Origin of the sequence: Streptomyces sp. WMMC500 (assembly GCF_027497195.1) — a bacterium.
Taxonomy (GTDB): domain Bacteria; phylum Actinomycetota; class Actinomycetes; order Streptomycetales; family Streptomycetaceae; genus Streptomyces.
The window spans coordinates 6348952-6375763 of the sequence record NZ_CP114905.1 but is presented as its reverse complement, the minus strand read 5'-3'; the positions used below and the strand labels follow the sequence as shown (position 1 = coordinate 6375763).

The 26812-nt window shown below is 74.3% G+C and carries 20 protein-coding genes; 16 read left to right on the top strand and 4 right to left on the bottom strand.

Translation table 11 applies throughout. The features are described from left to right. Positions 1-4 precede the first annotated feature (4 nt). Entirely contained in the window at positions 5-1213 is a 1209-nt protein-coding gene (locus O7599_RS27460; protein WP_281618280.1) for an ROK family transcriptional regulator, read from the bottom strand. Positions 1214-1380: 167 nt separating this feature from the next. Next, the gene (locus O7599_RS27455) at positions 1381-2394 is read right to left on the bottom strand and encodes a mechanosensitive ion channel family protein (RefSeq protein WP_281618279.1); all 1014 of its coding nucleotides are present in this window, start codon (positions 2392-2394) and stop codon (positions 1381-1383) included. A 322-nt stretch (positions 2395-2716) separates the two neighbouring features. Between O7599_RS27455 and O7599_RS27450 the strand changes: the two genes are divergently transcribed. The 8 genes from O7599_RS27450 to O7599_RS27415 all read left to right on the top strand — a co-directional run bounded on the left by O7599_RS27450 (position 2717) and on the right by O7599_RS27415 (position 14030). After that, positions 2717-3253 (top strand): HNH endonuclease, encoded by a 537-nt coding sequence (locus tag O7599_RS27450; protein WP_018834226.1) that lies wholly within the window; start codon positions 2717-2719, stop codon positions 3251-3253. 331 nt (positions 3254-3584) lie between these two features. Beyond that, a complete protein-coding gene (locus O7599_RS27445) occupies positions 3585-5090 on the top strand; it encodes a hypothetical protein (protein ID WP_281618278.1) in 1506 nt (501 codons plus the stop codon). Between the two features lie 92 nt (positions 5091-5182). After that, positions 5183-6142, top strand: a complete 960-nt coding sequence (locus tag O7599_RS27440; protein WP_281623541.1) for a glutamate ABC transporter substrate-binding protein — start codon at positions 5183-5185, stop codon at positions 6140-6142. An 84-nt stretch (positions 6143-6226) separates the two neighbouring features. Further along, on the top strand, positions 6227-7564 hold the full coding sequence (locus tag O7599_RS27435; RefSeq protein ID WP_281623540.1) for a hypothetical protein: 1338 nt from the start codon (positions 6227-6229) through the stop codon (positions 7562-7564). Positions 7565-7592: 28 nt separating this feature from the next. Next, positions 7593-10172, top strand: coding sequence for a serine/threonine-protein kinase (locus O7599_RS27430; protein WP_281618277.1), 2580 nt, complete (start codon positions 7593-7595; stop codon positions 10170-10172). A gap of 11 nt (positions 10173-10183) precedes the next feature. After that, positions 10184-11536, top strand: a complete 1353-nt coding sequence (locus tag O7599_RS27425) for a protein phosphatase 2C domain-containing protein (RefSeq protein ID WP_281618276.1) — start codon at positions 10184-10186, stop codon at positions 11534-11536. A 123-nt stretch (positions 11537-11659) separates the two neighbouring features. After that, positions 11660-13015 carry a VWA domain-containing protein gene (locus tag O7599_RS27420; protein WP_281618275.1) on the top strand — a complete coding sequence of 452 codons (1356 nt, stop codon included), beginning with the start codon at positions 11660-11662 and terminating at the stop codon, positions 13013-13015. Positions 13016-13043: 28 nt separating this feature from the next. Continuing rightward, the gene (locus O7599_RS27415) at positions 13044-14030 is read left to right on the top strand and encodes an FHA domain-containing protein (protein WP_281618274.1); all 987 of its coding nucleotides are present in this window, start codon (positions 13044-13046) and stop codon (positions 14028-14030) included. A 144-nt stretch (positions 14031-14174) separates the two neighbouring features. Here O7599_RS27415 and O7599_RS27410 read toward each other — a convergent pair whose 3' ends face one another. Continuing rightward, positions 14175-14474 (bottom strand): trypco2 family protein, encoded by a 300-nt coding sequence (locus O7599_RS27410; RefSeq protein ID WP_281618273.1) that lies wholly within the window; start codon positions 14472-14474, stop codon positions 14175-14177. Between the two features lie 91 nt (positions 14475-14565). Between O7599_RS27410 and O7599_RS27405 the strand changes: the two genes are divergently transcribed. The 7 genes from O7599_RS27405 (at position 14566) to O7599_RS27375 (ending at position 24170) form a co-directional block, all read left to right on the top strand. Continuing rightward, a complete protein-coding gene (locus O7599_RS27405) occupies positions 14566-15927 on the top strand; it encodes a serine protease (RefSeq protein WP_281618272.1) in 1362 nt (453 codons plus the stop codon). Continuing rightward, on the top strand, positions 15927-18536 hold the full coding sequence (locus O7599_RS27400; protein ID WP_281618271.1) for a tetratricopeptide repeat protein: 2610 nt from the start codon (positions 15927-15929) through the stop codon (positions 18534-18536). Before O7599_RS27405 ends, O7599_RS27400 begins: the two co-directional genes overlap by 1 nt. A 24-nt stretch (positions 18537-18560) precedes the next feature. Further along, positions 18561-20033, top strand: coding sequence for a hypothetical protein (locus O7599_RS27395; protein ID WP_281618270.1), 1473 nt, complete (start codon positions 18561-18563; stop codon positions 20031-20033). Further along, positions 20030-21016, top strand: a complete 987-nt coding sequence (locus tag O7599_RS27390; RefSeq protein ID WP_281618269.1) for a hypothetical protein — start codon at positions 20030-20032, stop codon at positions 21014-21016. Before O7599_RS27395 ends, O7599_RS27390 begins: the two co-directional genes overlap by 4 nt. A 2-nt stretch (positions 21017-21018) precedes the next feature. Next, entirely contained in the window at positions 21019-22302 is a 1284-nt protein-coding gene (locus O7599_RS27385; protein ID WP_281618268.1) for an ABC transporter substrate-binding protein, read from the top strand. A gap of 78 nt (positions 22303-22380) precedes the next feature. Continuing rightward, on the top strand, positions 22381-23106 hold the full coding sequence (locus O7599_RS27380; RefSeq protein ID WP_281618267.1) for an ABC transporter ATP-binding protein: 726 nt from the start codon (positions 22381-22383) through the stop codon (positions 23104-23106). Continuing rightward, complete coding sequence (locus O7599_RS27375) at positions 23103-24170, top strand: ABC transporter permease (RefSeq protein WP_281618266.1); 1068 nt, start codon at positions 23103-23105, stop codon at positions 24168-24170. Before O7599_RS27380 ends, O7599_RS27375 begins: the two co-directional genes overlap by 4 nt. Positions 24171-24180: 10 nt before the next feature. On the opposite strand, the gene O7599_RS27370 is transcribed toward O7599_RS27375, so the two are convergent. Then, positions 24181-25977, bottom strand: a complete 1797-nt coding sequence (locus O7599_RS27370) for a serine/threonine-protein kinase (protein ID WP_281618265.1) — start codon at positions 25975-25977, stop codon at positions 24181-24183. 365 nt (positions 25978-26342) lie between these two features. Here O7599_RS27370 and O7599_RS27365 point away from each other — a divergent pair, with 365 nt between their 5' ends. Beyond that, positions 26343-26759 (top strand): hypothetical protein, encoded by a 417-nt coding sequence (locus O7599_RS27365; protein WP_281618264.1) that lies wholly within the window; start codon positions 26343-26345, stop codon positions 26757-26759. Positions 26760-26812: the final 53 nt, after the last annotated feature.

The following is a 26812-nucleotide window of genomic DNA, read 5'->3' as shown; positions in this document are numbered from 1 at the left end:
GGTGTTAACGGGCCGTGGTGTCGAAGACCTCGTCGCGGGTGGTGGCCAGCGCGCTCTCCAGCGCGCCGGTGAGGACGGGGTGCCGCTCGACCTCGCCGGTCACCAGGCGCGGCCGGGGTGCGGCCAGCTCGGCGAGCTCGGCCTGGACGAGCGCGCGCAGCCGCTCGCCGCCGGCGGTCAGCACGGCGCCGGAGAGCACGATGAGCTGCGGGTCGAGGACCGCGACGACGGAGGCGAGGCCGACGGCCAGGCGGTGCGCGAAGCGGTCGAGGAGTTCCGCGTGCCGGGGTTCCTCCGGTTCCGCGGCCGCGTGGGCGACGAGTTCCGCGGCGACCTCGGCGTAGTGCCCGCGTCCGGGGACGAGGCCCAGCTCGCGCGCGAGCGGGGCGAGCGCCTGGGCGCCGGCCAGTTCCTGGAAGCCGCCGCTGTTGGCGCGGGTGACCTGGCGCACGAGGGTGGCGCCCGGCACCGGCAGGAAGCCGACCTCGCCGGCGCCGCCGGTGCCGCCGCGGTGCAGCCGGCCGCCGATGACGACGGCGGCGCCGAGGCCCTCCTCGTTCCACAGCAGGACGAAGTCGTCGTGGCCGCGGGCGGCGCCGCGGCGCTGCTCGGCGACGGCGGCGAGGTTCACGTCGTTGTCGTACGCGAGCGGCATGGGCAGGGCGGCGGCCAGCTCCTCCAGCAGCGTCGGGGAGTGCCAGCCGGGCAGGTGGGAGGCGTAGCGCAGGCGGCCGGTGCCGGGGTCGAAGGCGCCGGGGGTGCCGATGACGGCGCGGTGCAGCTCGGCGCGGGTGAGCCCGGCGTCCTTGGCGGCGCCGTCGACGGCGCGGACGACGCGGCGCACGGTCCCCTCCGCCGCGGCGCCGCCGCCGGTGCGTTTGGCGGTGGCCAGCTCGTACGAGCCGACCGTGCGGCCGGTGACGTCGGCGACGGCCGCGCGGATCCGGGCGGCGGTGACGTCGAGCCCGACGACGTGGGCGACGGCGGGGTTGAGGGCGTACAACTGGGCGTTGGGCCCCGGGCTGCCCTCGCTGGTGCCGGTGGCGATCACCAGCCCGGCCGCCTCCAGCCGGGCCAGCAACTGCGAGGCGGTCGGCTTGGAGAGGCCGGTGAGCTTGCCGAGCCGGGTGCGCGAGAGCGTGCCGTGGTCGAGCAGCAGCTCCAGCGCGGCGCGGTCGTTCATCGCGCGCAGCGTCCCCGGGCCACCGGCCATGGCGTCACCTCTCACCGTTCACCCCGAATGGTTAGGAAACTTTCCTATCGGAGTGCGGCGAAAGTAATGCCGCGGAGGAAGCGCGTCAAGAGGAGGGGCGCATGAGGGGCGATTACGTGGAGACCGCCGCCGCCACCGCCGCCACCCGCGGCGGCCCGGGCGCGGGGCTATTCCCCGCCGCCACCGCCGCCCGAGGGCGCCGCCTGCTGCGGCACGGCGATCTGCTCCGTGCGGGGCGCCACCAGGGCGCCCGGCGGCAGGTCCGACATGACGACCCCGGCCGCGAGCAGCGCCTCCCGGACCCGCCAGCGCAGCTCGCGCTCGACCCCGAGCGACTTCCCCGGCATCGTCTTGACCTGCACCTGAAGGATCGCCGTGCCCTGCGAGACGGCCGTGAGGCCCACCACCTCGACCTCGCCCCACAACTGCTCGCTCCACGGTTCGGTCCTGCCGAACTCCTCCCCGGCGGCGACGATCACGTCGCGCACCCGGTCCAGGTCCTCGCCGGCCGCCACGGGCACGTCGACGACGGCCGTCGCCCAGCCCTGGCTGAGGTTGCCGATCCGCTTGACCTCGCCGTTGCGCATGTACCAGATCGCCCCGTTGTCGCCGCGCAGCTTGGTCACCCGCAGCCCGACCTCGATCACCTCGCCGGTGACCTCGCCGACGTCGATGGTGTCTCCGACCCCGTACTGGTCCTCGATCAGCATGAAGACGCCGGAGAGGAAGTCCATCACCAGGTTCCGGGCGCCGAAGCCGAGCGCGACGCCCGCGACGCCGGCGCTGGCCAGCAGCGGCGCCAGGTCGATCTCCAGCGCGGACAGGACGGTCAGGAAGGCTGTGCCGAGGATCACGAAGGAGGCGCTGCTGCGCAGGATCGAACCGAGCGCCTCGGACCGCTGTCTGCGTCTCTCGTGGTTGACGAGCAGCCCGCCGAGCGCGGTGCCGTCCACGGCGTCGGCGGTACGCGTCATCCGCGCTATCAGCTTCGTGATCATGCGCTGGACCACCCGGCGCAGCACGTACGCGATCACGAGGACGAGCAGGATCCGCAGGCCCACGCCCAGCCACGAGGCCCAGTTCTCCTGGATCCACCCGGCCGTCTCCTCCGCGCTCTTGCGGGAGTCCTCGATCGGTGAAGGGGAGGGGCTCTCGGCGGCCGGGAGAGCGGTGGCGAACACGGCGTGGAACCTTTCGTTCAGAGGCGGACACAGTCACCCTACCTGCCCCTCCGGCCTGCCCCTTTGCCGCCGCGAGGGTCCCCGGAGTGCGCCCGCGGGGCGGTCCGGCGGGGCCCGTGTTGCGGTCCGGTCACCGCCTCGCGGCGGCAGGCGTAGGGCGGGGCCGAAGGGGGGATCAACATCACGGGGGCGGCCGCGGAACCTTGCCGGGCGGTTGGCCCGTTTACCTGATCGTGGTGGCGCGGAGGCGGGGGTGCAGGACACACTGTTGACCAGATCGTCCCGGCGCGAGCCACGCGCCGCCGGCGTACAAGGAGGCACCGTGCCGCACGTCCTCGTTCTCAATGCTTCATACGAGCCGCTCGGCGTCGTGCCACTGCGCCGCGCGCTCGTGCTGGTGCTGAACGGCAAAGCCGTGAGCCTGGAGGAATCCGGCGCCTTCCTGCACAGCGCCACGCGGGTGATAGCGGCGCCGAGCGTCGTGCGCCTCCAGAGGTTCGTACGGGTCCCCGTCCGGGGGCCCGTTCCGCTCACGCGCCGGGCGCTCTTCGCCCGCGACGGCGGGCGCTGCGCGTACTGCGGCGCGGTGGCCACGAGCGTCGACCACGTGATCCCGCGCAGCCGCGGCGGACAGCACCGCTGGGACAACGTCGTGGCGGCCTGCCGCCGCTGCAACCACGTGAAGGCCGACCGCCCGATCCACGAGCTGGGCTGGCGGTTGCGCCATCAGCCCGCGCCGCCGTCCGGACTGGCCTGGCGCATCATCGGGACAGGGCATAGGGACCCGCGCTGGTTGCCCTACCTGCAGCCATACGGCGCGGACGAGGCCCTGGCCCGGATCGACGGCATCTCTGCCTAGAACCGGGCCTTTGTTATGCCCGCCGTCCTCCCCGCGGCGGCCTCCACGAAGACCTCCGCGGAGCCCTCCGCCGCGGCCCCGGCACCCCGGCCCTCCCCCCTCGGCGCGGAACCGGTCGGAACAGGAACCGAACGGGTGCGCTGGGCGTGAAGAAGGGCAGGATGGGAGCCTGACGCCCGCCGCGTGGCGCGCTACGGTACCGATCCGAACAAGATCCCGGGAATCGCGGTGTGACGGTCTGTACGGGCCGCCATACTTGCCGACGTGCCCGGGGTGGACTGGACCCGCCCACGCAACCGGGCGAACAGCCAGCGACCCAGGGGGAGGTCACGTGAGTTACCCGCCGCCGGCCGGCAGCGCCGCGCCGCCGGAGCATCAGACCGCGCCCGCGTTTCCCGCGCAGGCCGGGCCGGACGGCCCGCTCGCACCGCGGCCGGGCACCTCCGCGGGCGGCTCCGCCGCACCGCCGCCGCCCGCCGCGCCACCGGCGCGGCGCTCCGCGTTCGCCGAGGGCTTCGACCGGCTGCGCGCGGCCGCGACCACCGAGCCGGGCCGGCTTCGGATCATCGGGGCGGTCCTGGCGGCGCTGGTCGTGCTCTTCGGGGCGCTCACCGCATGGCAGGTGTCCGCCCGGTCGGCGGCGGCCGACGACGTCATCAACCGCAGCCAGCCGCTGAGCGCCGACGCCGCGGACATCTACCGCTCGCTGGCCGGCGCCAACACCACGGCGGCCACCGGCTTCCTGGAGGGCGGACAGGAGCCGCCCAAGGTGCGCGAGCGGTACGACGCGGACATCGAACGGGCCTCGCAACTGCTGGTGAAGGCGGCGGCCAACTCGCAGGGCGCCCAGGAGTCGCAGAAGCAGATCGAGAAGCTGAACCAGGCGCTGCCGGTCTACACCTCGCTGGTCGAGACCGCCCGCGCCAACAACCGCCAGGGCCTGCCGCTCGGCGGCGCCTACCTGCGCTACGCGGACGAGCAGATGCGCGAGACGCTGCTGCCCGCCGCCGAGCAGCTCTACCTGTCCGAGACCCGCCAGTTGGACGAGGACTACGCCGACGCCAAGTCGTGGCCGTGGGCCGCGCTGGTCAGCGGGCTGCTCGCGCTCGGCGTCCTGTTCTGGGCGCAGCGCCGCCACTACCGCCGGACGAACCGGGTGTTCAACCACGGCATGCTGGCGGCCTCCGCGGCCACCGTGGTCGTGCTGCTCTGGCTGTCCGTCGGGCACACCTTCGCGCGCTCGGGCCTCGGCGACTCCGACCGGCACGGCGCCCAGTCGATGCACGCGCTCAACGAGGCGCGGATCAACACCCTCAGGGCCCGCGCCGACGAGAACCTGACGTACGTCAACCGGGGTTCCGTCACCACCGAGGAGGGCCTCGACAAGTACGAGGACAGCTACCTCAAGGGCATGAACGAGCTGGCCGGCGGGAAGCCCGACGCCGAGGAGGCGCCGGAGGACAGCATGCTCGGCCGCGCCATGGAGCTGGCCGACGACGACCAGGGCCGCGAGCCCATCGCCGAGGCCATGGACAACGTGCGCGAGTGGCGCGAGATACACGGCGAGGCGCAGGACAAGAACGTCGCGGGCGACTACGAGGCCGCCAAGGACATGGTCATCGGCGGCGACGGTGAGAAGTCGACCAGCGAGTTCTTCGACCAGGTCGACGAGAGCCTGGTGGAGGCCCTGGAGCACGAGCGGCAGGAGTTCAAGTCGGCGGCCGAGGACGGCCGCGGCGCGCTCTCCGGCCTGTGGATCGGCGCCGCGGTACTCGCCGTGCTCGGCGCGGCGGGCGCCGTGTTCGGCATCGGCCGCAGGCTCTCGGAGTACCGGTGACGGCGAAGGGGGAGGCAGCGATGCGGACGGCGAAGGCACCTCGGACGCCGAGGACACCGGGGACACGGAAGACCCCGCGAAGGCGGCGGAACCTGCGCGGCTGGGGCGGCGTGGCCGGAACGGCGGCGGCCGTCGCGCTGACCGCCGCCCTGCTGCCCGGCCTCGCGGGCGACGGCCTGCAGGACCGCACCGCGGACGACCGGGCCGCCGCCGGCGGCGCGGTCGCGGCGCAGCCGGCGAAGGCCGGCCAGGAGGAGTGCGAGTCGCCGGAGGCGAGCCTGCGGCCGTCCGCGAGCGCCTCGGGCGACGGCGTCGAGCGGATCGTCGACCGCGGCTATCTGATCGCGGGCATCGACCAGAACAGCTACCAGTGGGGCTACCGCAACCCGCTCACCGGCAAGCTGGAGGGCTTCGACATCGACCTGGCGCGGGCCATCGCCGGGGAGATCCTCGGCGACGAGAGCAAGGTCGTCTTCCGCTCCATCCCGACCAGCGAGCGGATCCCGGCGCTGCAGGAGAAGCGGGTGGACGTCGTGGTGCGCACGATGACCATCAACTGCGAGCGCATCCAGGAGGTGGCGTTCTCCACCGAGTACTTCACCGGTGACCAGCAGGTGCTGGCCCCCGCCGACTCGGACGTCACCGGCTTCGACGAGAGCCTGGACGGCAAGCGCGTCTGCACCGCCGACGGCTCCACGGGCCAGGGCGCCCTGGAGGAGGGCTCGTACGGCGCGGAGGTCATGCTGGTGCCCAACCAGCTCGACTGCCTGGTGCGGCTGCAGCTCGGCGAGGCGGACGCGGTCGTCACCGACAACGCGCTCGCGGCGGGCCAGGCCGCGCAGGACCCGTCCATGAAGCTGTTCGGCACCCTGGGTTCCGCCGAGCCGTACGGCGTGGCGATGAACATCGACGACGAGGACCTGGTACGCCGGGTCAACAAGCTGCTGGAGGACTACCGCAAGGACGGGCGCTGGAAGGCGGCCTACGAGAAGTGGCTGGCCGACGCCATGCCGGGGATCGACGCGCCGCCGGCCCCCACGTACAAGGACTGAGCCGGCGCGGGCAGGAACAGCACGACAACGGGCAGAGTACGGCAGCACGGAGGGAAACAGATGCCGCTCCCGCCACGGGGTTCGATGGACCGCGAGGAGGTCGATCGTGCGCTTGCGCGTCTGGGAGCCGAGCACGAGGCGATCGAGACCTCGCTGCTCGCGCTCCAGGACCACGCGGGACGCCGGCTGCTGGAGGGCGCCGAGCTGTCCGGTACGACCAAGGAGCGCTGGGCCGCCGCCGAGCAGGCGATCTCGCTGCTGTGGGCGCACTTCGACGCGTACACCGGCGCGCTGGGGTCGGCCCGCGAGATCCGCGCCCGCCGCCGCTCGCCGGGCGCCGCGGAGCTGGCCGAGCTGACGGCGCTGCTGCGCGACCACGGCGTGACCCTCGCGCCGGGCGCCGCCCCCCTGCCCCGCGGTGCCGCCGGCGGCTATCCGGCGTCGCTGACGGGCCCGGCCCGGCTGTCGGAGTCGCTGAAGCTGGACGAGCTGGTGGAGCGGATGAACCGGTGGTACGCGGAGGTGATCGACGTCGTCGCGGCGGCGGACTCCGTGTGGTCGGCGCTGCCCGCGCGCATCGACCTGCTCGCCGCCGAGTTGCAGCGCACCCGTTCGCTGGCCCAGTCCGTCGGCGTACGCCCCGGGGAGCACCCGGCGGGCGACGACCTGGAGCGGATCACCGCGGAGCTGACGTCGCTGCGCGACGAGGTGGTCCGCGACCCGCTCGCGTTCTGGTCCCGGCCGGCGGGGCGCAGCCCCGGCGCGGCGCCGGGCGGGGGCACACCGGACACGGCGCGCTACGACGCGGCGGCGCGCGGCCTGGAGGACGTGCGCCGGGAGATCGACGCCGTGCTGCACGTCCGGCAGGACGCGGAGGAGCGGCTGATCAGGGTGCGCGACGTGCTGTCGCGCGCGGACCGCACGCTCGGCGAGGCGCGCCGGGCGCGCGGCGAGGTGCTGGCGAAGATAGCGGCGTCCGAGGTGCCGGCGGTCAGCGGCCCGCCGACCGCGTTGAACGAGCAGTTGGCGGGCGCGGTCGAGTTCCGCAGGCGCGCGCAGTGGCACCGGCTTTCGCCGCTGCTGGAGAGCCTGGAGCAGCGGGCCGAGGAGGAGTTGCTGCGGGCGCGGGAGCAACTGACCGCGGTGACCGCGCCGCTGGCCGTGCGCGCGGAACTGCGCGGCCGGCTGGACGCGTACAAGGCGAAGGTGGCGCGGCACGGCTTCGCCGAGGACCGCATCCTGGTGGAGCGGTACGACGCGGCGCGCCGGCTGCTGTGGTCGGCGCCCTGCGATCTGATCGCGGCGGAGCAGGCGGTGCTGCGCTACCAGCGGGCCACGGCGGAGGTGCTCGCGGGACAGGGGGCGCCGCCCCCGCGTGCGGTGCGCGCCGAGTGGGAAGACCGCCCCGGGGGCACGGCGTGAGGCTGGACGGAACGGAGTTGGGGGAGTCATGAGCAACGCGCAGGCATGTCAGCGGCCGGGCTGCGGGGGCACGTACGAGGACGTCGGCGGCGGCGAGCTGTACTGCGACACCTGCGGTCTGGCTCCCGTCGTCTCGCCGGACGGCGTCGTCGGCTCGGCGCCGACCGGGGTGACCGGCCGGGGCCGGGGCAGCCGGGGCAGCTCGTCGAGCGGTTCCAGCGCGTCGAGCCGGTCGAGCAGCACGTCGCGGAGCAGTTCGCGGGCGTCGCGCCGGTCGGTGTCCGGGCGGCTGTCGCGCGCGCTGGCCGGGGAGTCGACGGGCCGCTCGGTCTCGGTGAAGAGTTCCCGTACGTCCGCGGTGGCCTCCCGGGGCAAGCTGGGCGCGGGCCTGGTGACGGTGCCGGAGGTGCCGCGGCCCGACCCGCGCACCGCGGTGCTGGAGAACCCCGAGGTGCCCGAGCGCAAGCGGTACTGCAGCCGCAGCGACTGCGGGGCGCCGGTGGGCCGTTCGCGCGGCGGGCGGCCGGGGCGTACGGAGGGCTTCTGCACCAAGTGCGGGCAGCCGTACTCCTTCGTGCCGAAGCTCCAGGAGGGCGACATCGTCCACGGGCAGTACCAGGTCGCGGGCTGTCTCGCGCACGGCGGCCTGGGCTGGATCTACCTGGCGATCGACCGCGCGGTCGCCGACCGCTGGGTGGTCCTGAAGGGCCTGCTGAACACCGGCGACGAGGACGCCATCGCCGCCGCGGTCTCCGAGCGGCGCTTCCTCGCGGAGATCGAGCACGCGGGCATCGTGCGCATCTACAACTTCGTCGAGCACCTCGACCAGCGCACCGGCAGCCTCGACGGCTACATCGTCATGGAGTACGTCGGCGGCAAGTCGATGAAGGAGATCGCCAACGAGCGGCGCACGCCGGACGGCAAGCGCGACCCGCTGCCGGTCGAGGTGGCGTGCGCGTACGGGATCGAGGCGCTGGAGGCGCTCGGCCACCTGCACAGCCGCAACCTGCTGTACTGCGACTTCAAGGTCGACAACGCCATCCAGCAGGGCGACCAGCTCAAGCTGATCGACATGGGCGCGGTGCGCCGCATGGACGACGACGAGTCCGCGATCTTCGGCACCGTGGGCTACCAGGCGCCGGAGGTCGCCGACGTCGGCCCGTCCATCGCCTCCGACCTGTACACGGTCGCCCGTACGCTCGCCGTGCTGACCTTCGACTTCCAGGGCTACACCAACGTCTTCGTCGACACCCTGCCCGACCCGGACTCGATCGACGTCTTCAACCGGTACGAGTCCTTCTACCGGCTGCTGGTCCGCGCCACCGACCCCGACCCGGCCCGCCGGTTCGCCTCGGCCGCGGAGATGTCCGAGCAACTGACGGGCGTGCTGCGGGAGGTCGTGGCGCTGCAGACGGGCAGGCCGCAGCCGGCGCTGTCGACGCTCTTCGGGCCGGAGCTGCGGGTGGTGGACACCGAGCTGTTCCCGCCGGCGACCGGCGAGACCTCGCAGTTGGGCGGCCGGGCGGTCGGCAAGCGCGAGCGCGCGGCGCGGGCCGCGGGCAACGGCGCCCCGGCGCTGCCGGCCGCGCAGAGCGTGCCGCCGCAGTTGCCGGGCGGCGCGCAGGGGATGGGCACGCAGGTGGCGCTGCCCGCGCAGATCGCCGACACGCTGCCGCTGGACTCCCCCGCGGCGGCGCTGGCGCTGCCGGTGCCGCGGGTGAACCCGAACGACCCCAACGCCGGCTTCCTCGCCGGCCTGATGGCCTCCGCGCCCGCGGAGCTGACCGCCGCGCTGGCGAACGCGCCGACCGACTCCGTCGAGCTGCAGTTGCGCCGGGTACGCGCCCACCTGGAGCTGGGCGACCTGGCCGCGACGGGCTCCGCGCTGGCCGAGCTGGGCGCGCAGCACCCCGACGACTGGCGGATCGTCTGGTACCGCGGGCTGCAGGCCCTGGCCACCCGCGACTTCGAGACCGCCGCGCTGTCCTTCGACGCGATCTACGACGCCTTCCCCGGCGAGCCCGCGCCGAAGCTGGCGCTGGGCATCTGCGCCGAGGTGCTGGGCCAGTTGGACAACGCCACCGAGTACTACCGGCTGGTGTGGACGAGCGACCCGGCCTACGTCAGCGCCGCGTTCGGCCTGGCCCGGGTGCGGCTCGCCGCCGCCGACAGGGCCGGTGCGGTACGCGCGCTGGAGTCCGTACCGGAGGCGTCGATCCACTACACCGCGGCGCGCGTCGCGGCGATCAGAGCCCGGCTGCGCCAGCGCGCCCCGCAGGAGCCGCTGCTGACCGACCTGCAGGCCGCCGGTACGCAGGTGGAGCGGCTTCAGGACGTGGGCCTGGACGCGGGCCGCAGGGCGAGGCTGTCCACCGAGGTACTGGGCAGTGCGCTGGACTGGGTGCTGACCGGCCGCACCGGGGCCGGTGCGGGCCCGGCCCCCGTGGGCCCGCCGCAGCCGCTGCTGGGCTGTGCACTGGACGAGAACGGACTGCGGCTCGGTCTGGAAAACTCCTTCCGGGTGCTGGCCCGTCTCGCACAGCACGGCCATGAGCGGATCGACATGGTCGAACGGGCCAACCGCTACCGGCCGAAGACCTGGGTATGAGAGGACAGCCCATGGCGAACACACCTCCCGTATCCGAACTGAGCGCGTGCCCCTCGTGCGAGGAGCCGCTGGAGGCGGGTGACCTGTTCTGCGGGGCGTGCGGCGCGGATCTCGCGGCGCCCGCCCCCGCGCCCGCCGCGCCCGTGCCGGCGGCCGCGGAGCCCGTGGCCAGCCCCAACGGCGCCGCGCCCGCCGCGGCCCCGGCGGGCGCGCCGGACAGCCGCTCCGCGGAGGCGCAGCGCACCGGCAGTTACCGCATCGCGGGCCCGGGGGCGGGGCCGCAGGGCGGCGGGGACTCCGGCGAGTTCCTGCTCGACGCGCCCGAGGAGGACCCCGAGCACTACCGCATCGCCGAGCCGCTGGCGTCGCCGCAGGGCGCCGACCCGCGCGCGGCGCTGGGCACCGCGGGCCCCGAGGCGGCCGAGGCCGCCGAGCCGCCCGCCGCCGGTCCGGTGCCGCCCGGACGGCGCTGCATCGCGTGCCGTACGGGCGCGATCGACACCGACGGCTACTGCGAGCGCTGCGGCCACGCGCAGCCGCGCGAGCGGGACCACATGGAGCACGAGGTGGAGGGCGTCGCCGCGGTCAGCGACCGGGGCCTGCGGCACCACCGCAACGAGGACTTCTTCGCCATCGCCGAGACCGCCCTGCCCAACGGCGCGCCGGCGACGGTCGCCGTCGTCTGCGACGGCGTGTCCTCCGCCAGCCGCCCGGACGAGGCGTCCGCCGCCGCCAGCGTCGCCGCGGGGGCTTCGCTGCAGGCCACGCTGGGCCGCGGGCTGCACCCGCAGCAGGCGATGCACGAGGCGCTGCTGGCCGCCGCGGGATCGGTCAACGAACTGGCCGCGCAGCACTCCCCGCTGAGCCACCAGAACGCGCCGGCCTGCACGATCGTCAGCGCGGTGATCGCCGGCGGCATCCTGACCGTCGGCTGGGTAGGCGACTCGCGCGCGTACTGGGTGCCGGACGACCGCGCCGCGCCGTCGGCCCGGCTCACCGAGGACGACTCGTGGGCGGCCCAGATGGTCGCCGCCGGGCTGATGTCCGAGGCGGACGCGTACGCGGACGAGCGCGCGCACGCCATCACCGGCTGGCTGGGCGCCGACTCGCACGAACTCGACCCGCACACGGCCTCGTTCAAGCCGGACGGTCCCGGCGTGGTGATCGTGTGCACCGACGGGCTGTGGAACTACGCCGAGGCGGCGGCCGAACTGGCCGCCACCGTGCCGCCGGACGCCGCGACCCGGCCGCTGCACGCGGCCCAGGTGCTCGTCGGCCACGCGCTCGACGGCGGGGGCCACGACAACGTAACAGTGGCGGTACTCCCGTTCCCCGGCCCGGCGGGCGGGGCAGGCCCTTCGTGACGGAGGGGGGACGCGGGGTGGTCTGATCCGCCGCGGGGGGCGGCGCGCGTAAGGTGGTCAGCCTCTCTTGCCCGGTGAATTGTCTACATAGATCTAAATACCATCAGTGGGAGGGGACGCGAGATGGCCAACTTTTCGAAGTCGAACGCGCCGGAGTTCTCGGTCGAGGTCTACCAGAACGAGTATCTGCCCGAGGGCGGCCGGGAAGTGAACGCGATCGTGACCGTCGCCTCCACGGGCGGCGGCACCACGGGCGGCATGCCCCTGCCCGCCGCCGATCCGGCGCGTGCGCGGTTCGGCTCCGGGGGCCCGGACGCGGGCGTGGTGATCATGGTCGACTGCTCCGGCTCGATGGACTATCCCCCCACCAAGATGCGCAACGCCCGCGACGCGACGGCCGCCGCGATCGAGACGGTACGCGACGGCGTCGCCTTCGCCGTCGTCGCCGGCACCCACGTGGCGCGCGAGGTCTACCCCGGCGGCGGCCGGCTCGCGGTCGCCGACGCCTCGACCCGTACCGAGGCCAAGGAGGCGCTGCGCAAGCTGAGCGCCGGCGGCGGCACCGCGATCGGCACCTGGCTGCGGCTCGCGGACAAGCTGCTCGGCTCCGCCGAGGTGGCGATCCGGCACGGCATCCTGCTCACCGACGGCCGCAACGAGCACGAGTCGCCGGAGGACCTGCGCGCCTCCCTCGACGCCTGCGCCGGCCGCTTCACCTGCGACGCCCGCGGCGTCGGCACGGACTGGGAGGTCAAGGAGGTCACCGGCATCGCCTCCGCGCTGCTCGGCACCGCCGACATCGTCGCCGACCCGGCCGGTCTCGCCGCGGACTTCACGCAGATGATGGAGACCGCGATGGGCAAGGAGGTCGCGGACGTGGCGCTGCGGCTGTGGACGCCGCAGGGCTCCACCATCAAGTTCGTCAAGCAGGTCGCCCCCACGGTCGAGGAGCTGACCGAGCGGCGCACGGAGGCCGGCCCGCGCGCCGGCGACTACCCCACCGGCTCGTGGGGCGACGAGTCCCGCGACTACCACGTCTGTGTCGAGGTGCCGCCCGCCTCCGTCGGGCAGGAGATGCTCGCCGCCCGCGTCTCGCTGATCCTGCCGCAGCCCGACGGCAGCGCGCAGACCCTCTCCCAGGGGCTGATCCGGGCGGTGTGGACGGACGACATGGCGGCCTCCACGCGGATAAACGCGCAGGTCGCGCACTACACCGGCCAGGCCGAACTGGCGCAGGTCATCCAGCAGGGACTGGAGGACCGCAAGGCCGGCGACATGGACGGCGCCACGGCCAAACTGGGGCGCGCCGTCCAGTTGGCGAGCGCCTCCGGCAACGCGGACACCGCAAAGCTACTGTCGAAGGTGGTGGACGTGGTCGACGCGGCGAGCGGTACTGTGCGTCTGAAGGCCAAGGTCGCGGAGGCCGACGAGATGACACTGGAGACACGGTCGACGAAGACCGTCCGCGTCAAGAAATGACGAGAGTGAGACAGGGGGATCCACCGAGATGGCGACCTGCCCGAACGGTCACCCGTCAGGAGCCGAGGACTGGTGCGAGGTGTGCGGCATCCGCATGCCGGGCGCCGTCCCGCCGCCGGCCGCCCAGGTCCCGCCGCCGGGCCCGGGGGGCTACGGCTACCCCGGTCCCCCCGTCGGCGAGCCCACCCAGGCCGCGCAGCCCTGCCCGTCCTGCGGCACTCCCCGCGAGGGGCAGGCGCAGTTCTGCGAGGAGTGCCGGTACAACTTCGTCACCCAGAGCGCCCAGCCGTACGTGCCGCCGACGATGGCCTCCGGGTTCTCGCAGGGCTTCCACCCGCAGCACCCGCAGGGCCTGACGTACCAGCCCTCCGGCCCGTCGCAGGTCCACCGCGGCTCCGAGCCGCTGGGCCCGGACACCGGCGCGGCGCAGGCACCACCGCCGCCGCCCCCGCCGCCAGGACCGGGGCCCGGGGTGCCCCCGCAGGCGCCGCCGGTGCAGCCGGACCCGCGGATGGGCGGCGACTTCGTGATCACGCCGCCCAGTTCGGCGCAGCCGCCGCCGCAGCAGCACGGGCAGCAGTTCCCCGGCCAGGGGCCGCCGCACCAGCCGGTGGGCTGGGTGGCGGTCGTGGCGCCGGACCGGGAGTACTTCGCGGCGATGATGTCGCGCAGCGGTCCCGAGGCACAGGGGCTGAACCTGCCGGCTTACTCGCCGGAGCAGAAGGTGCCGCTGGTCGGCCCGCAGGTCGCGATCGGCCGCAAGCGGCAGTCGACGGGCGAGGTGCCGGACATCGACCTCGCCAGACCGCCGGAGGACCCGGGCGTCTCGCACAAGCACGCGGTGCTCGTGGAGCAGCCGGAGGGCGGCTGGGCGGTCGTCGACCAGAACAGCACCAACGGCACGACCGTCAACGGCGCGGCCGACCCGATCCAGCCCTTCGTCCCGGTGCCGCTGCGAGAGGGCGACCGGGTGCACGTCGGCGCGTGGACGACGATCCGCATCGAGCGGGGCTAGCCGCCCGCTCACCCTGCACGACCTGCACGACCCGGACGGCCCGGTAGCCGCAGCGTTCCGAGCCGGCCGGCCGAGGCGATGTCGTACGGACCCCATCCCGTACGCCACCGCCGGACCCGGCGCCACCGCCTCGACGACGAGGCGTCAACGGCTGATCGGCCGGTCACCGGCCTCGCCGTGCGGCACCAGTTCGAGTTGCACCCGGTGCGTACCCACCCGGGTCGCGGACCCGCCGGCGCCCGCCTCCACCACCCCGAGCCGCAGCGACAGCCGCCCCTCCCCCGTACGGTGCAGTTCCACGGCGAACTCCAGGCTCACCCGGTCCACCCGGAACCGCCAGTCGCTTCGCTCCCCCTCCCGCTCCGCCTTCACCAACTCCCGCCGGACCTCGGCGATCGCGTCGGCCAGCCCCACCAACTCGTCGTTCCCCGCCTGTTGCGCCACCGGTGAGCCCCCCTTCACTTCATAACCATGTGTCATTCAGCCGTGCCAGAGTGTAGAGGGCCGGTCGCCCTCCGCGTTATCGTCACCCGTCATGGGGGATCGGGCGGCCGCGGAGGGCAACGGCTGGCGGCTGCGGCTGCGCGCCGGCGCCAGGATCCTGGGTGCGGGCATCCTCATCGCCCCCGACCGGGCCCTGACCTCGGCGCATGCCCTGGAGGGCACCGACGGCGAGTTGACCGTCGACTACGTCGACTACCGGGGCAGCGTCGAGCCCAGCCGCGCCCGCCCGCTACCCGGCCGCGTCCTGCCCCGCGGCAGGGAGCCGGCCGACGGGGACGTCGCGCTGCTGTCCCTCGACCCGCCGCGCGCCGGCGTGCGCCCGGCGCCGCTGCGCCGCATCCCCCGCTACACCGGCGCGCGGGTGCTCGTCGGCGGCTTCCCCGAGAAGGGGGACGAGGGGTTATGGGTACGGGCCCGGGTGGACGGCCCGTACGGCGCCTGGTGGCAACTGACCCCGGAGGACCCGGCGATGGTCCTCGAAGCGGGCTTCAGCGGCGCGGGGGTCGCGGGCGCCCAGTTGGACGAGGTCTCGCCGGAGCCGCGGCCGGAGGTCCTGGGCATGGTCGTCAGCCGGTTCCACGACGACGAACAGCAGGTGCCGCGGTTCGAGAAGCGGCACGGCCACATGATCCCGCTGGACCGGATCGCGGAGCTGCTGCCGGAGGTGGGACGGCTCGTCGACGGGCCCGCGCCGCGCGACGCCGCGCTGTCCGCCGTCGTGCCGGCGAGCCCCGGCACGCGCGCCGACGCCGGCCTCGCCGCGCAACTGGCCGGCTGGGCGGCGGGCTCCGGGCCGCCGGTGCTGGTCGCCACCGCCCCCGAGGGCTCCGCGTACGACCTCGCCTTCACCACCGTGGTGGACCGCGTCGGGATCGCCCTGGACGCCGCCGGGAGCACCGCCGGCGACCTCGCGGACGCGCTGGGCGAGCGGCTGCGGTGGCCGGAGCCGTACGGCAGCGCCTTCACGGCCTGGCTGCGCGGGAGCGGCCCGCGGCCCGCCCTGCGCGACTCCGGTCGCCGGCTCGACCTGCCGGTCGTGGTCGCCGTGGCCGGAGTCGACAAGTCGGCGGAGCCGGCGGAGTCAGCGGCGGCCCTCGACGTGCTGGTCCGGCTGGTGGAGCTGCGCGTCCGGCTGGTGGTCGTGCTGCGCGAGCCCGGCGCCGCGCTCCTGGAGGCGGCCGAGCGGCGGGTGGAGTGCCCGGCGCTGCGCGCATACACCCACGACCTGGTCCGCGAGGTGGTCGCCCTGGAGCGCGGCCAGCCGATCCCGCGGGTGGCCAACACGCGTAGGGCCGCGCTCGCCGCGCACGACTGCGCCCGCCACCCGGTGACGGACTTACGCGAGCTGGCCGGCCGGCTGCGCGCGGACATCGCCCGTCTGGAGGGCCCCTGATGACCGAGGCGGACCCGGCCGGCGCACCGACCCGCTGCCCGCACCGGTTGTTCTCCGGCGCCGCCTGCGCCGGTGAGCTGCTGGACGCCGGCTACTGCACCCGCTGCGGCCGGCACCGCGACGCGCGGCGGCTGCCCGAGCCGGACGGCGGCCCGCGGGATCCGCTGGTGCTGCCGGAGGTGCCCGCGGAGGACGCGTACGACTCCGTGATCCCGGAGAACGCACCGCTGGCGTACGGCAAGCGCTGCGGCAACAAGGCGTGCGGCGCGCTGCTGGCGCCGCCGCTGGTCGACCCGCCGGTGCCGAACGAGGGCCACTGCCCGGCGTGCGGGCACCGCTACTCGTTCGTGCCGCGGCTGCGCGAGGGCGACATGCTCGGCCAGTACCGGGTGCTCGGCTGCCTGGCCCACGGCGGCCAGGGCTGGGTCCACCTCGCCGAGAACACCCGCCTGGAAGACACCCAGGTCGCGGTGAAGGAGCTGCTGAACCGGCACGACAAGCAGTTGGCCGAGCTGGCCGAGAGCGAACGCCGCTACCTCATCGCGCTCGACCACCCGGACATCGTGCGGATCCTCGACTATCTGCGCGAGGAGCCGGGCGGCGCCGAGCAGCCCATGAACTACATCGTCATGGAGTACGTCGGCAGCAACACCCTGGAGAAGATCGTCACGGAGGTGCGGCGCGGCCGGCGCGGGCTCGACATCGAGGAGGTCGTCACCTACGGCTGCCGGATCCTCGACGCGCTCGACCACCTGCACCGGCGCAAGGACCCCATCGGGCCGCTGGCGTACTGCGACATGAAGCCGTCCAACGTCATCCACCACGGGCACGACCTGAAGGTCATCGACCTCGGCGGCGTACGCCGCATCAGCGAGACGACCGCGCCCGTGCGCACCGCGGGCTACGCCGCGCCCGAGGTCGACCGCACGGGGCCGACCGTCGCGCACGACCTGCACACGGTCGGCCGTACGCTCGAAGAGCTGGCCCGCTTCGCCGCCACCCACGACGTCACCGGCACCGGCATCACGTCCTTCCGGTACGTCGTGCGGTGCGCCACGGCGCGGGATCCGGACGACCGGTTCGCCTCCGCCGCGGAGATGAGCGAGCAACTGCGCGGCGTGCTGCGGGAGATCCGGGCGCTGCGCGACAAGCCCGACCGGCCGGAGCCGTCCACGCTGTTCGTACCGACGCGGCGGCTGCTCGACGCCGGTCTCGGCCAACTGCCGCCGCTGCGCCGCTGGCTGGAGCGCCCGCCGCCGCGGCGGAACGCGCCGCGGGTGTCCGAGCCGCTGGACACGCGACCGCCCGCGGCGGTCGACGTGGCGGCGGCGCTGCCCGTACCCGGGCCGCACGCGGACGACCCCCAGCGCGCCCTGTTCGGTCTCTCGACGACCCATCCGGACAAGATGCTGCACCAGCCCGCGGAGAAGCCGTCCGCCGAGATCTGCTTCCACAACGTACGGCTGCACCTGCGTCGTTGGCCGGAGCTGGCGCAGGCGCAGGCGGAAGCCGAAGCGCGGTGGGCGAAGGCGGAAACGGCGAAGGCGAAGCGCAAGGCGGGGGCGGAGCAGGCGAAGGCGACGGAGAAGGCGAAGGCGGAAGCGGAGAGGGCGGAGGAGAAGGCGGAGGCAGAGCTGAAGGCGGCGGCGGACGAGCTGGCCGAGGCGCGGGAGATCCTGGCCCGCAGCCCGCACCGGACCTGGCAACTGGACTGGCACGAGGGGCTGCTCGACCTGGTACGGGCGCAGGCCGCCGCGGCCGGCGGCGGCGCGGAGGTCCCCCGGGAGGGTGAACGGAACTCGGGCGACGCGGTGTCATCCGAAGTGGGGGAACTGAGCGGGGCGTACGGACACTTCGAGGCGGTCTACCGGCGGCTGCCCGGCGAGTACGCCCCGAAGCTGGCGCTCGGCTACTGCGCCGAGCGGCTGGCCGCCGCCGGCCCCGCCGCCACGGCCGCCGGACGCGCGCCGGAGGAGATGCGCAAGATCGCCACCGCCCACTACCACACCGTCTGGCACCGCAACCGCATGCAGGGCAACGGCGCGTTCGGCCTGGCCCGGCTCGCGCTCGCCCGCGGCAGCCGGAAGGAGGCCGTGGACGTGCTGGACAACGTGCCGAAGGACTCGCCCGACCACGGCGCCGCGTGGATCGCGACGCTGCGGGTCTCGGCCGCCCGGCTGGACTCCGGCTCCGACGGGCCGGCGCTGCCGCCGCTCCACGAGATCGGCAGGGCCCGCGCGCGGCTCGCGTTCGCCGCCGACACCGGGAGTGCGGCGCCGCTCCATCTGGCGCAGGAGCACGGGCTGCTGCTGGAGGCGGAGTTCCTGGAGTGGGCGCTCGACCAGGTCACGAGGCCGGGCGGGGCGGGCCCGGGCGACGGCTTCCCGTACGACCGGCTCTTCGGCGAGCCGTACCGCCCGCGCGCCGGCGAACGCCCGCCGCCCCGCGCCCTGCCGTCGCGGCGGGGCGCCGCGGGCAACACCTCCGAGCGGCAGATCCGCCTGCTGCTCGCCGCCTGCTACCGGAAGCTGTCCCGGCACTGCCGGGACGACGACCGCGCCAAGCTCATCGAGCTGCACAACGCGGTCCGCCCGTCCACCGTCGTCTGACCCGCCCACTGGAGGCGAACCCCGATGGACACGCTGCGGTTCGGCGTCACGCTCGCGGACGCCGCAGAGGCGCAGCACCGGCTGCGCGCCGACGTGGACGCGCACACCGTCGACAGCACCGTGGAGATCACCGCGGAGGCCGCCGCCGGGCCGGTCCCCGCGCCCGCCGACATCGGCATCGTCGTCGCCCTCGACTTCGCGCCGGAGCGGATGGAGGAGACCCGCCGGGCGATCACCGCGGCGATCACGGCGCTGCCCGACGGCACGTCGTTCGCCGTGCTGCACGGCGGCGGCACGCCGGCGATCCGCTATCCGGGCGGCAGCGAGGTCTGGGCGTACGCGGACCGCATCAGCCGGAACACGGCGGGGTTCGACGCGACGAAGCTGCTCCCCGCCGGCGGCGCGACGGCCGCGGGCGGCGCCGCCGGCGACTACGCCGCGTGGCTCGACGCCGCCCGCGCGCACGTCGCCCGCGCGCCCCGGCGGATCGCCCACCTGCTCATGATCACCGACGGCCGCGGCCACGACGACGGCCGCCTCGACGCCGCGATCGACGCCTGTGTCGGCACGTTGACGTGCGACGTCATCGGCGTCGGCGGCGACTGGGAGCCCGCGCTGCCGGCCCGGATCGCGACCCGGCTGCACGGCAGGGCCGAGCTGGCCGAGGACGCGGAGCCGCTCGCCGCCCGGCTCGCGGACATCGTCGGCCGGCTGCGGGCGACGCGGGTGCCCGCGGTGCCGGTCGAGGTGCGGCTGCGCGCCGGCGTCGCGCTGCTGTCCTTCCGCGAGGCGGCCCCGGTCAGCCGGGAGTTGCGGCCCGACCCGCAGCCCGCGGGCGCGGACCCGTGCCGGCACGTCTTCACCACGCGCCTGTGGGCCGCGGGCACCCGTCGCTACATCCTGTCGGTCGGCGCCCGCCCGGACGGCGACCCGGGGGCCGGGCACGAAGCCGACATGCTGGAGGCCGACCTGCTGCTGGCCCAGGTGTCGCTGGGCCCCGGGGTCGCGGCGGTGCCGGGGCAGGCGGCGACGGTGCGGGCGTGCTGGTCGTACGGCGCGGCACCCGGTCGGGTACGGGCCCACGGCACCAGCGCCGTGTACCGGCTGCGCGACGATCTGGCCGAGGCCTTCAACGCGGGCTGCACCGCCATCTCCCGCGGCGACCTGCGCGCGGCCAGGGAGATGCTGGGCGCGGCGGCGAAGCTCGCGTACGCGCTCGGGGACCGGGCATTCCTCGACCACGATCTGAACCGCGTCGCGGAGGTGCTGGACGCGGCCAACGGCGTCGTACGGGTACAGGCCGACGACTCGGTCGACCCCCTCGCGGTGCTGCGCAGCCGGCTGTCGCGCGGGCAGGACCGGTCCCTGGACGCGGGCCCGACGGCGCCGGCCGGCGTCCCCTGCCCCGCCCCCGGCTGCGACCGCCACTCCACCCCTGCCGCCCGCTTCTGCGTCGCCTGCGGCACCCGTCTCGCGGCGGCCGGGAGCCCGGGGTGAGGGCGCGGCTGCGGCGGCTCGTCCGCAGGCTGCTGTTCCGGCGGACCGTCAAGTACCGGCTGCTGCGCCACCTGGCCGCGGTCCTCGTGCTCGGCGCGGTCGGCGGCACCGCGCTGCTCGTGTCGTACGACAGCGTGCACCGCGTGCCCGCGGAGCTGCAGGCGCGCTCGGTGCCCGCGGTCCAGGACGCGGTGGCGTTCCGCAAGGCGCTGCGGGACGCGGACACCCAGGTGCACCGCTCGTACGTGGACGGCCTCATGGACACCGTCGGCCCCGGGGAGCGCTACCGGCAGCAGAGCGGCGCCGCCGACCAGGCGCTGTCGCGGCTGTCCGGCCGGCAGATCGAGGGCGACGACGGCCGCCGGGTCGTCGAGGTGCTGAACGAGCTCCACAAGGCGTACCAGGACGCCGTCAACGAGGCCGCGTACCACCGCGGCGCGGAGAACCGGCTGATGCGGGAGCAGAAGCTGCGCGAGGCCGAGACGGTGCTGCGGCGGGACGTCACGGGCATCCTGCCCCGGCTCGCCGAGCTCCAGCGCGACCAGCTCGGGAGCATCGAGGACGAGACGGACGTGAGCGCCGCCGACAAGGCGGGCTGGGGCGTCGCCGTGACGGCGCTGCTGCTGCTGGCGCTCGTCCTGGCGCTGGCCTGGCGGGTGCTGTGGCGGCACTGCGGGCGGCTGTTCAGCGGCTGGCTGGCCGTGGCGCTGGTGCTCGTCGGCACGCTGGCCATCGCGCCGCTCGCGGCGACGTGCAACACCCAGGGCAAGCTGGACGCCGTGCACACCGCCCTGGTGGACATCGACCGCACCGACGACCAGGACCGGATCGACGCCGGCGCCGCGACGGTGCGCGACACCATCGCGGCCACCTCGACGGCCACCCGCGCCCTGCCGTGGCTGGCCGCCGGCTGCGGCGTGGCCGTCGTCTGCGCGGCGGGCGGCCTGCTGTGGCGGCTGTACGACGACTACGGGAGGGACTAGCCGTGATCCGGACGTCCCGGCTGCGCCGGGTGCTCATGACGGCCGCCGTGGGGGCCGTGACGGCCGTGCTCGCCGGCTGCGTCGGCGGCCAGCCGCCCGTCGACGAGGCGGCCGATCGCCCGGTCACGGTGCTCGGGCCGTGGACCGGCACGCAGCAGGACACGTTCGAGGAACTGCTGCGGAGCGAGGGCTTCGACTACGTCTACCAGGGCACCGCCGCGCAGCGCGAGGTGCTCCTCTCCCAGGTGCAGGCCGGCACCCCGCCCGACATCGTGATCATGCCGGGCCCGGGCGAGCTGGCCGAGTACGCCGCCGAGGGCCGGCTGGAGCCGCTCGACGGGCGGGGGCTGTACGAGCCCGAGCACTACGACGCGCCGTGGACGCCGCGGGCCACCGGGGAGTCCGGCAGGCGCGTGTACTGGGTGCCGGTGCGGGCGGCGCTGAAGAGCATCGTCTGGTACCGGGCGGCCAACGGCAGGCCGGAGTCCGTCGGGGCCCGGGAGTGGTGCGTGGGCATGGGCGACGACGGTGCCGCCGGCTGGCCGGGCAGCGACTGGGTCGAGGACCTGCTGCTCCAGACGGCGGGGCCGCGGACGTACGCGCGCTGGGCGCGCGGCGAACTGGAGTGGACGGCGGAGCCCGTCGTCCGGGCTTGGACCGCGTGGGGCACGCTGATGAAGGCGGACGGCGCCGGGCCGGCCCGCTGGGCGCTGCTCAACGACTACCGGGGCCCCGCCGGCGAGCGGGGGCTGCTGTTCGGCGGGCGGGTGGAGACCGACGAGCGGTGCGTGGCCGAGCACCAGGGCTCGTTCGCGCGCGACCTGTACGAGGACGCCGCCGGCCGGGCGGACTACACGCCTTCGACCCCGTACCTGCCGGGCACGACGGTGACGCGCGCACGGGAGGTGAGCGGGGACTTCGCGGCGCTCTTCGACGACCGGCCCAAGGCGCGGGAGGTGTTCGGCTTCCTCGCCTCCCGGCAGGGGCAGCGGGTCTGGGCGGCGGCCTCGGAGTCGCCCGTCTACAGCGCCAACTCCGCGCGGGGCATGCCGCGGCCGGAGGATCCGGTGACGCGGCGGATCGTCCGCGACCTGGAGGACACCGCCCTGCCGCGCTGCCTGGACGCCTCCGACGTGATGCCGCCGGCGGTGCGCGACGCCTTCTACAACGCCGCGCTGCGGTACCTCGCCGCCGACGGCCTCGACCCGCTGCCGTGGCTGCGGAACATCCAGAAGGTGCAGGAGTTCGAGAAGCGGCGGCCGTGGATGACGGGCATCTGCGGCTGACGCGTCTCCCCACCCTGGGCGTACCGGGACCACCCTCCGCCCCTCCCGAAGCCGGCGGTCCGGCACTAGGGTCGGCCCATGACCGCCGCGATCTCCGTCACTGACCTGCGCAAGCGCTACGGCGACGTGCGCGCGGTCGACGGCGTGAGCTTCGAGGTCCGCGAGGGCGAGTTCTTCGGGCTGCTGGGGCCGAACGGCGCCGGCAAGACCACCACCCTGGAGATGATCGAGGGCCTGCGCCGCCCCGACGAGGGCGGCGCGGTGCTGCTCGGCGAACCGTCCTGGCCGCGCAACCCGAAGCTGCTGCGGCGCATGGGCGTCCAGCTCCAGGCGTCGGCGTTCTTCGAGAAGCTGACCGCCCGCGAGCAGATCCGCACGTTCGCCTCCCTCTACGGCGTCGACGACGAGCGCGCCGACGCGATGCTCGCCGAGGTCGGCCTCGCCGAGAAGGCCGGGACCCGCGAGGACAAGCTCTCCGGCGGCCAGGCGCAGCGCCTGTCGATCGCCTGCGCCCTGGTGCACGACCCCGAGCTGGTCTTCCTCGACGAGCCGACCACCGGCCTCGACCCACAGGCCCGGCGCAACCTGTGGGACCTGCTGCGCGGCATCAACGCGGCGGGCCGCACGGTCGTGCTGACCACGCACTACATGGACGAGGCCGAGGTGCTCTGCGACCGCGTCGCGGTGATGGACGCGGGCCGCATCCTGCGCGTCGGGAAGCCCGCCGACCTGGTCGCGGAGCTGGCGGCGGACTCGCTGGAGGACGTGTTCCTGCAGTTGACCGGGCGGGAGTACCGCGAGTGAAGCCGTTCGTCAGCCTGTCGCGGGCCATGGCGCTGGGACTGCTGCGCGACCGCGCCTCCGTCTTCTTCATCCTCGTCTTCCCGCTGATGTTCCTGGCCCTGTTCGGCGTGCTCTTCAAGGACGCGGGCGTCTCGCGCGCCACGGTGGTGCAGGTCGGCGCCGTCGAGGTCTTCGACGAGATGCCGGCGAAGGCGCGCGCCGGCCTCGACGACGTACTGGAGATCGAGAAGTCCGGAGACCGGGCGGAGGCGCTGGAGAAGGTCCGCGACGGCGACGCCGACGCCGCCGTCTGGGAGGAGCCCGGCGGCCGGGTCCAGATGCGGGTCTCCGCCGCCGACCCGGTGCAGGCGGGCAGCGTCGGCGGGGTCCTCAGGTCCGTCGTGGACCAGGCGAGCATCGCGGCGACCGGGCAGGAGCCCGCGTACACGCTCACCGGCGGGCAGGTCGAGGACCAGTCGCTGCAGGCCATCCAGTACTTCACCCCCGGGCTGCTGGGCTGGGCGGTGGCGATGGGCGGGGTGTTCAGCGCCTCGATCGGGCTGGTCAACTGGCGCAAGAAGCGCATCCTGCGGCGCCTGTGGCTGGCACCCGTGCGGGCCGGCCCGGTGATCTCCGCCCGCCTCGGCGTCAGCATGCTGCTCGCCTTCGGCCAGACCGCCGTCTTCCTGCTGGTCGCCACCATCCCGTACTACGGGCTGAAGCTGACCGGCGACTGGTGGCTGGTGATCCCGCTGGTGGCCTGCGGCAGCCTGGCGTTCATGTCGATCGGCTTCGCGATCGGCGCGTGGGCGAAGAGCGAGGACGCCGCCAACGGCCTCGCCCAGCTCGTCGTGCTCCCGATGGCCTTCCTCTCGGGGTCGTTCTTCCCCCTGGACGAGGGCCCGCCGTGGATCCGCACGGTCTCCGAGGCGCTGCCGCTCAAGCACATGGTGCAGGCGATGCAGGACGTGCTCACCCGCGGCGGCAGTTGGTCGGACGCGCTGCCCGCGATGGGCGTGCTGCTGGCGACGGCGGCGGTGTTCACGGCCCTGGCCCAGCGCCTGTTCCGCTGGGACGCGACGTAGCGGGCGGGGCTCAGTCCTTGGGCACGGCGGTTCCGGCGGGCAGTTGCGATTCGAGTCCTTCGAGTCCGCATGTCACGATACGAAATCCTTCGCCCCAGTCGTCGGAGTTGCTCCAGCCGATGACGTCCTGCTGCTGTTCGTTGCGCACCCACTCCTGTGCGAACCGGCTTGCACAGATCGCGTATATGCTCACGTTTTCGTACGGAACCTCTTCGGACACCTTGACATGCCCGATGACCTGCTGGTCGTGCGGTCGGGTGCAGTCCGCCAGGATGATGTCGTCGTCCTCCTCGTTGAGGCAGTCTCCGGTGCTCAGTTGCGAGATGTAGAGGGAGGAACCCTGCTCCCGGCGTTCGCCCAGATTCCCACCGGCGAGGATGCCGCGCTGGAAGACCAGGCACGCCGCCTCGGCCTGTGTCGCGGAACCGCGCTCGTCATCAGGCCGCAGAACGGTCAGGACGGGGTCGGCCAGACTTCCGCGCAGGTCAGCGGTTTGCTCGCCGCACTCCTGGCGCACGGACGTCTCGCCGTCCCCGGCGTCCGGAACGGTGGCGATGACCTGGCCTGCCGGGGTGGGGCTCGACTCCGTCTCGACACAGTCCACGGTCACCACATCGGTCAGAACCGTGTAGTCCTCGTTGTGGGTGCCGACGATGACGCAGTCCCCCGCCTCGAGTGGCTTCCGCAGCCCGACGTCGGTGCCGTAGAGCACCCCGACTTCTGCGGCGGGCGCGTCGGTGCCCGCCGGGGCGGTGCGGCCGGCGTTGCGTGCCGAAGAGTCCGCCGGGCCGGTGTTCTTCCCGTCGTCGCTCAGGGCCACAGCGGTCAACGCGATGGCGGTCGACGCCAGGGCGCCGGCAACCCCCCACGCAAGAATCCTGTGGGACCGCTGAGGGAGGCTCTTCCGGGTCGGGCTCCCGTCAGTACTGCCGGGTGGGGCCGCCTCGGCGCGTGCGGCCGCTTCGACAGCGGCGAGTTCGGTGATGGCGGTGTGCAGGGTAGGGCGGTGTCCGGGCTCCTTCGCCAGCAGGGCCATGATGACGTCGGCCAGCGGGCCGCAGGCGTTCGCAGGCCAGGGAGGTGCTTCGGTGAGTGAGGCGGTGGCGGTGCTGTCGCCGTTGCCGTCGACGTCGACCTCGCCGAAGGGCGGGTGTCCCTCGGAAGCGCAGTAGAGCGTGGCCCCGACGGAGAACAAGTCGGAAGCCGGCGGCTCCGCGCCCCGGGCCCGCTCCGGTGCCATGTAGCCGGGAGTGCCGATCACCCCGTTGGTCATCCGGGTCTGCCCGGAACCCGCATAGAGGGAGATCCCGTAGTCGGCCAGCATCACCCGTCCGAACCGGTTTCCGGAATGGTCCGGGGCCAGGAGGATGTTGGCGGGCTTCACATCGCGGTGCACGATGCCCAGAGAGTGCCCCGTACTCAAAGCCTTCAGCACGGCGATACCGACCCGGGCGATGTCCGCATCGCCCAGCCTGCCCTGGTCATGGATGATCGCCCGCAGGTCACTCGCGCCGGTGACGTACTCCATGACGATCCACGGCAGTTCGTCCTGCTCCACGATGTCCACCACGTTCACCACGTGCGGATGGCCGCGCAACTGCGCGGCGTTGCGCGCCTCTGCCCGGGCCCGTGAGATGCGCTGTGCGCGGGTGCCGTCGCCCAGGTCACCCGACACCTCGATCTGCTTGATCGCGACCTCGATTCCGAGGTTCTCGTCCTGGGCCAGCCACACGCTGCCCATTCCGCCGGCCCCGAGCAGGCGAAGCAACCGGTACCGCCCCACCCGCGAGCCACTCAACTCCGCCACTACCGTTCTCCGTTTCACGCCCGACCGTCGACCAAGCCCTTCAATCTCGCCACTCGACCGGGGCTCCCGCAACCACACCGACCGGCTGTTGCCCTTCCGGTACAACCGCCGTGCGGTTCCGCCGGCGTGCCGGGACGTACGGACCCCGGCTCCGGCCTCCCGCTGGCACGAACGCGCGGTAGCAGCGGCCCTGGCCCAGCGCCTGTTCCGCTGGGACGCGACGTAGCGCGTACACGGGCGGGCCGGAGGCGCGCAGCGCCGCTCTCCCGGCCTGAGTACCCATACTCAGGACCGACGTGACGAAGGTGGGCGACGCTGGGGGCCCCGGGCCCGGGCCCACCTGACTCCCGCGAACGGAGCGCCACGTGTTACCGAAATCGATCGCCGCATTGGTCGGGTGTACCGGCCTCGGGACGGGGGTGGCGTGGGTCGGCGTCAGTCTCTCGGATGCCGCCGGCGCATACGAGCGCGAAGAATGCGGAGACTCCCCCACCCTGTGCCTCACCGGTGCCGAGCCGGCCGCCGCGGTCGGCTGGTTCCTCCTCGCGGTGTTCGCATTCGCCCTGCTCATCGGCGTGATCGTCCGCGAACGACGCCAAGGCTGGACGGCCGGGCTTCTCGTCGGGTCAGCTTCCGTCCTTGTGCCTCTGTGGCTCGAAGAACGTCTGGGCGACGGGGTGGGCCCCGCCTCGGGGGTCGGCACGTCGGACATCTTCTGGGCGGGTTCCGCGATCGTGCCCGGAGCGCTCGGATACCTGCTCACCCGGAGGGCGAGCCGCTGACGCCGGGGGCGTAGCGCGTGAACGTCACCGGCACGAACTCGCGGTAACACCCG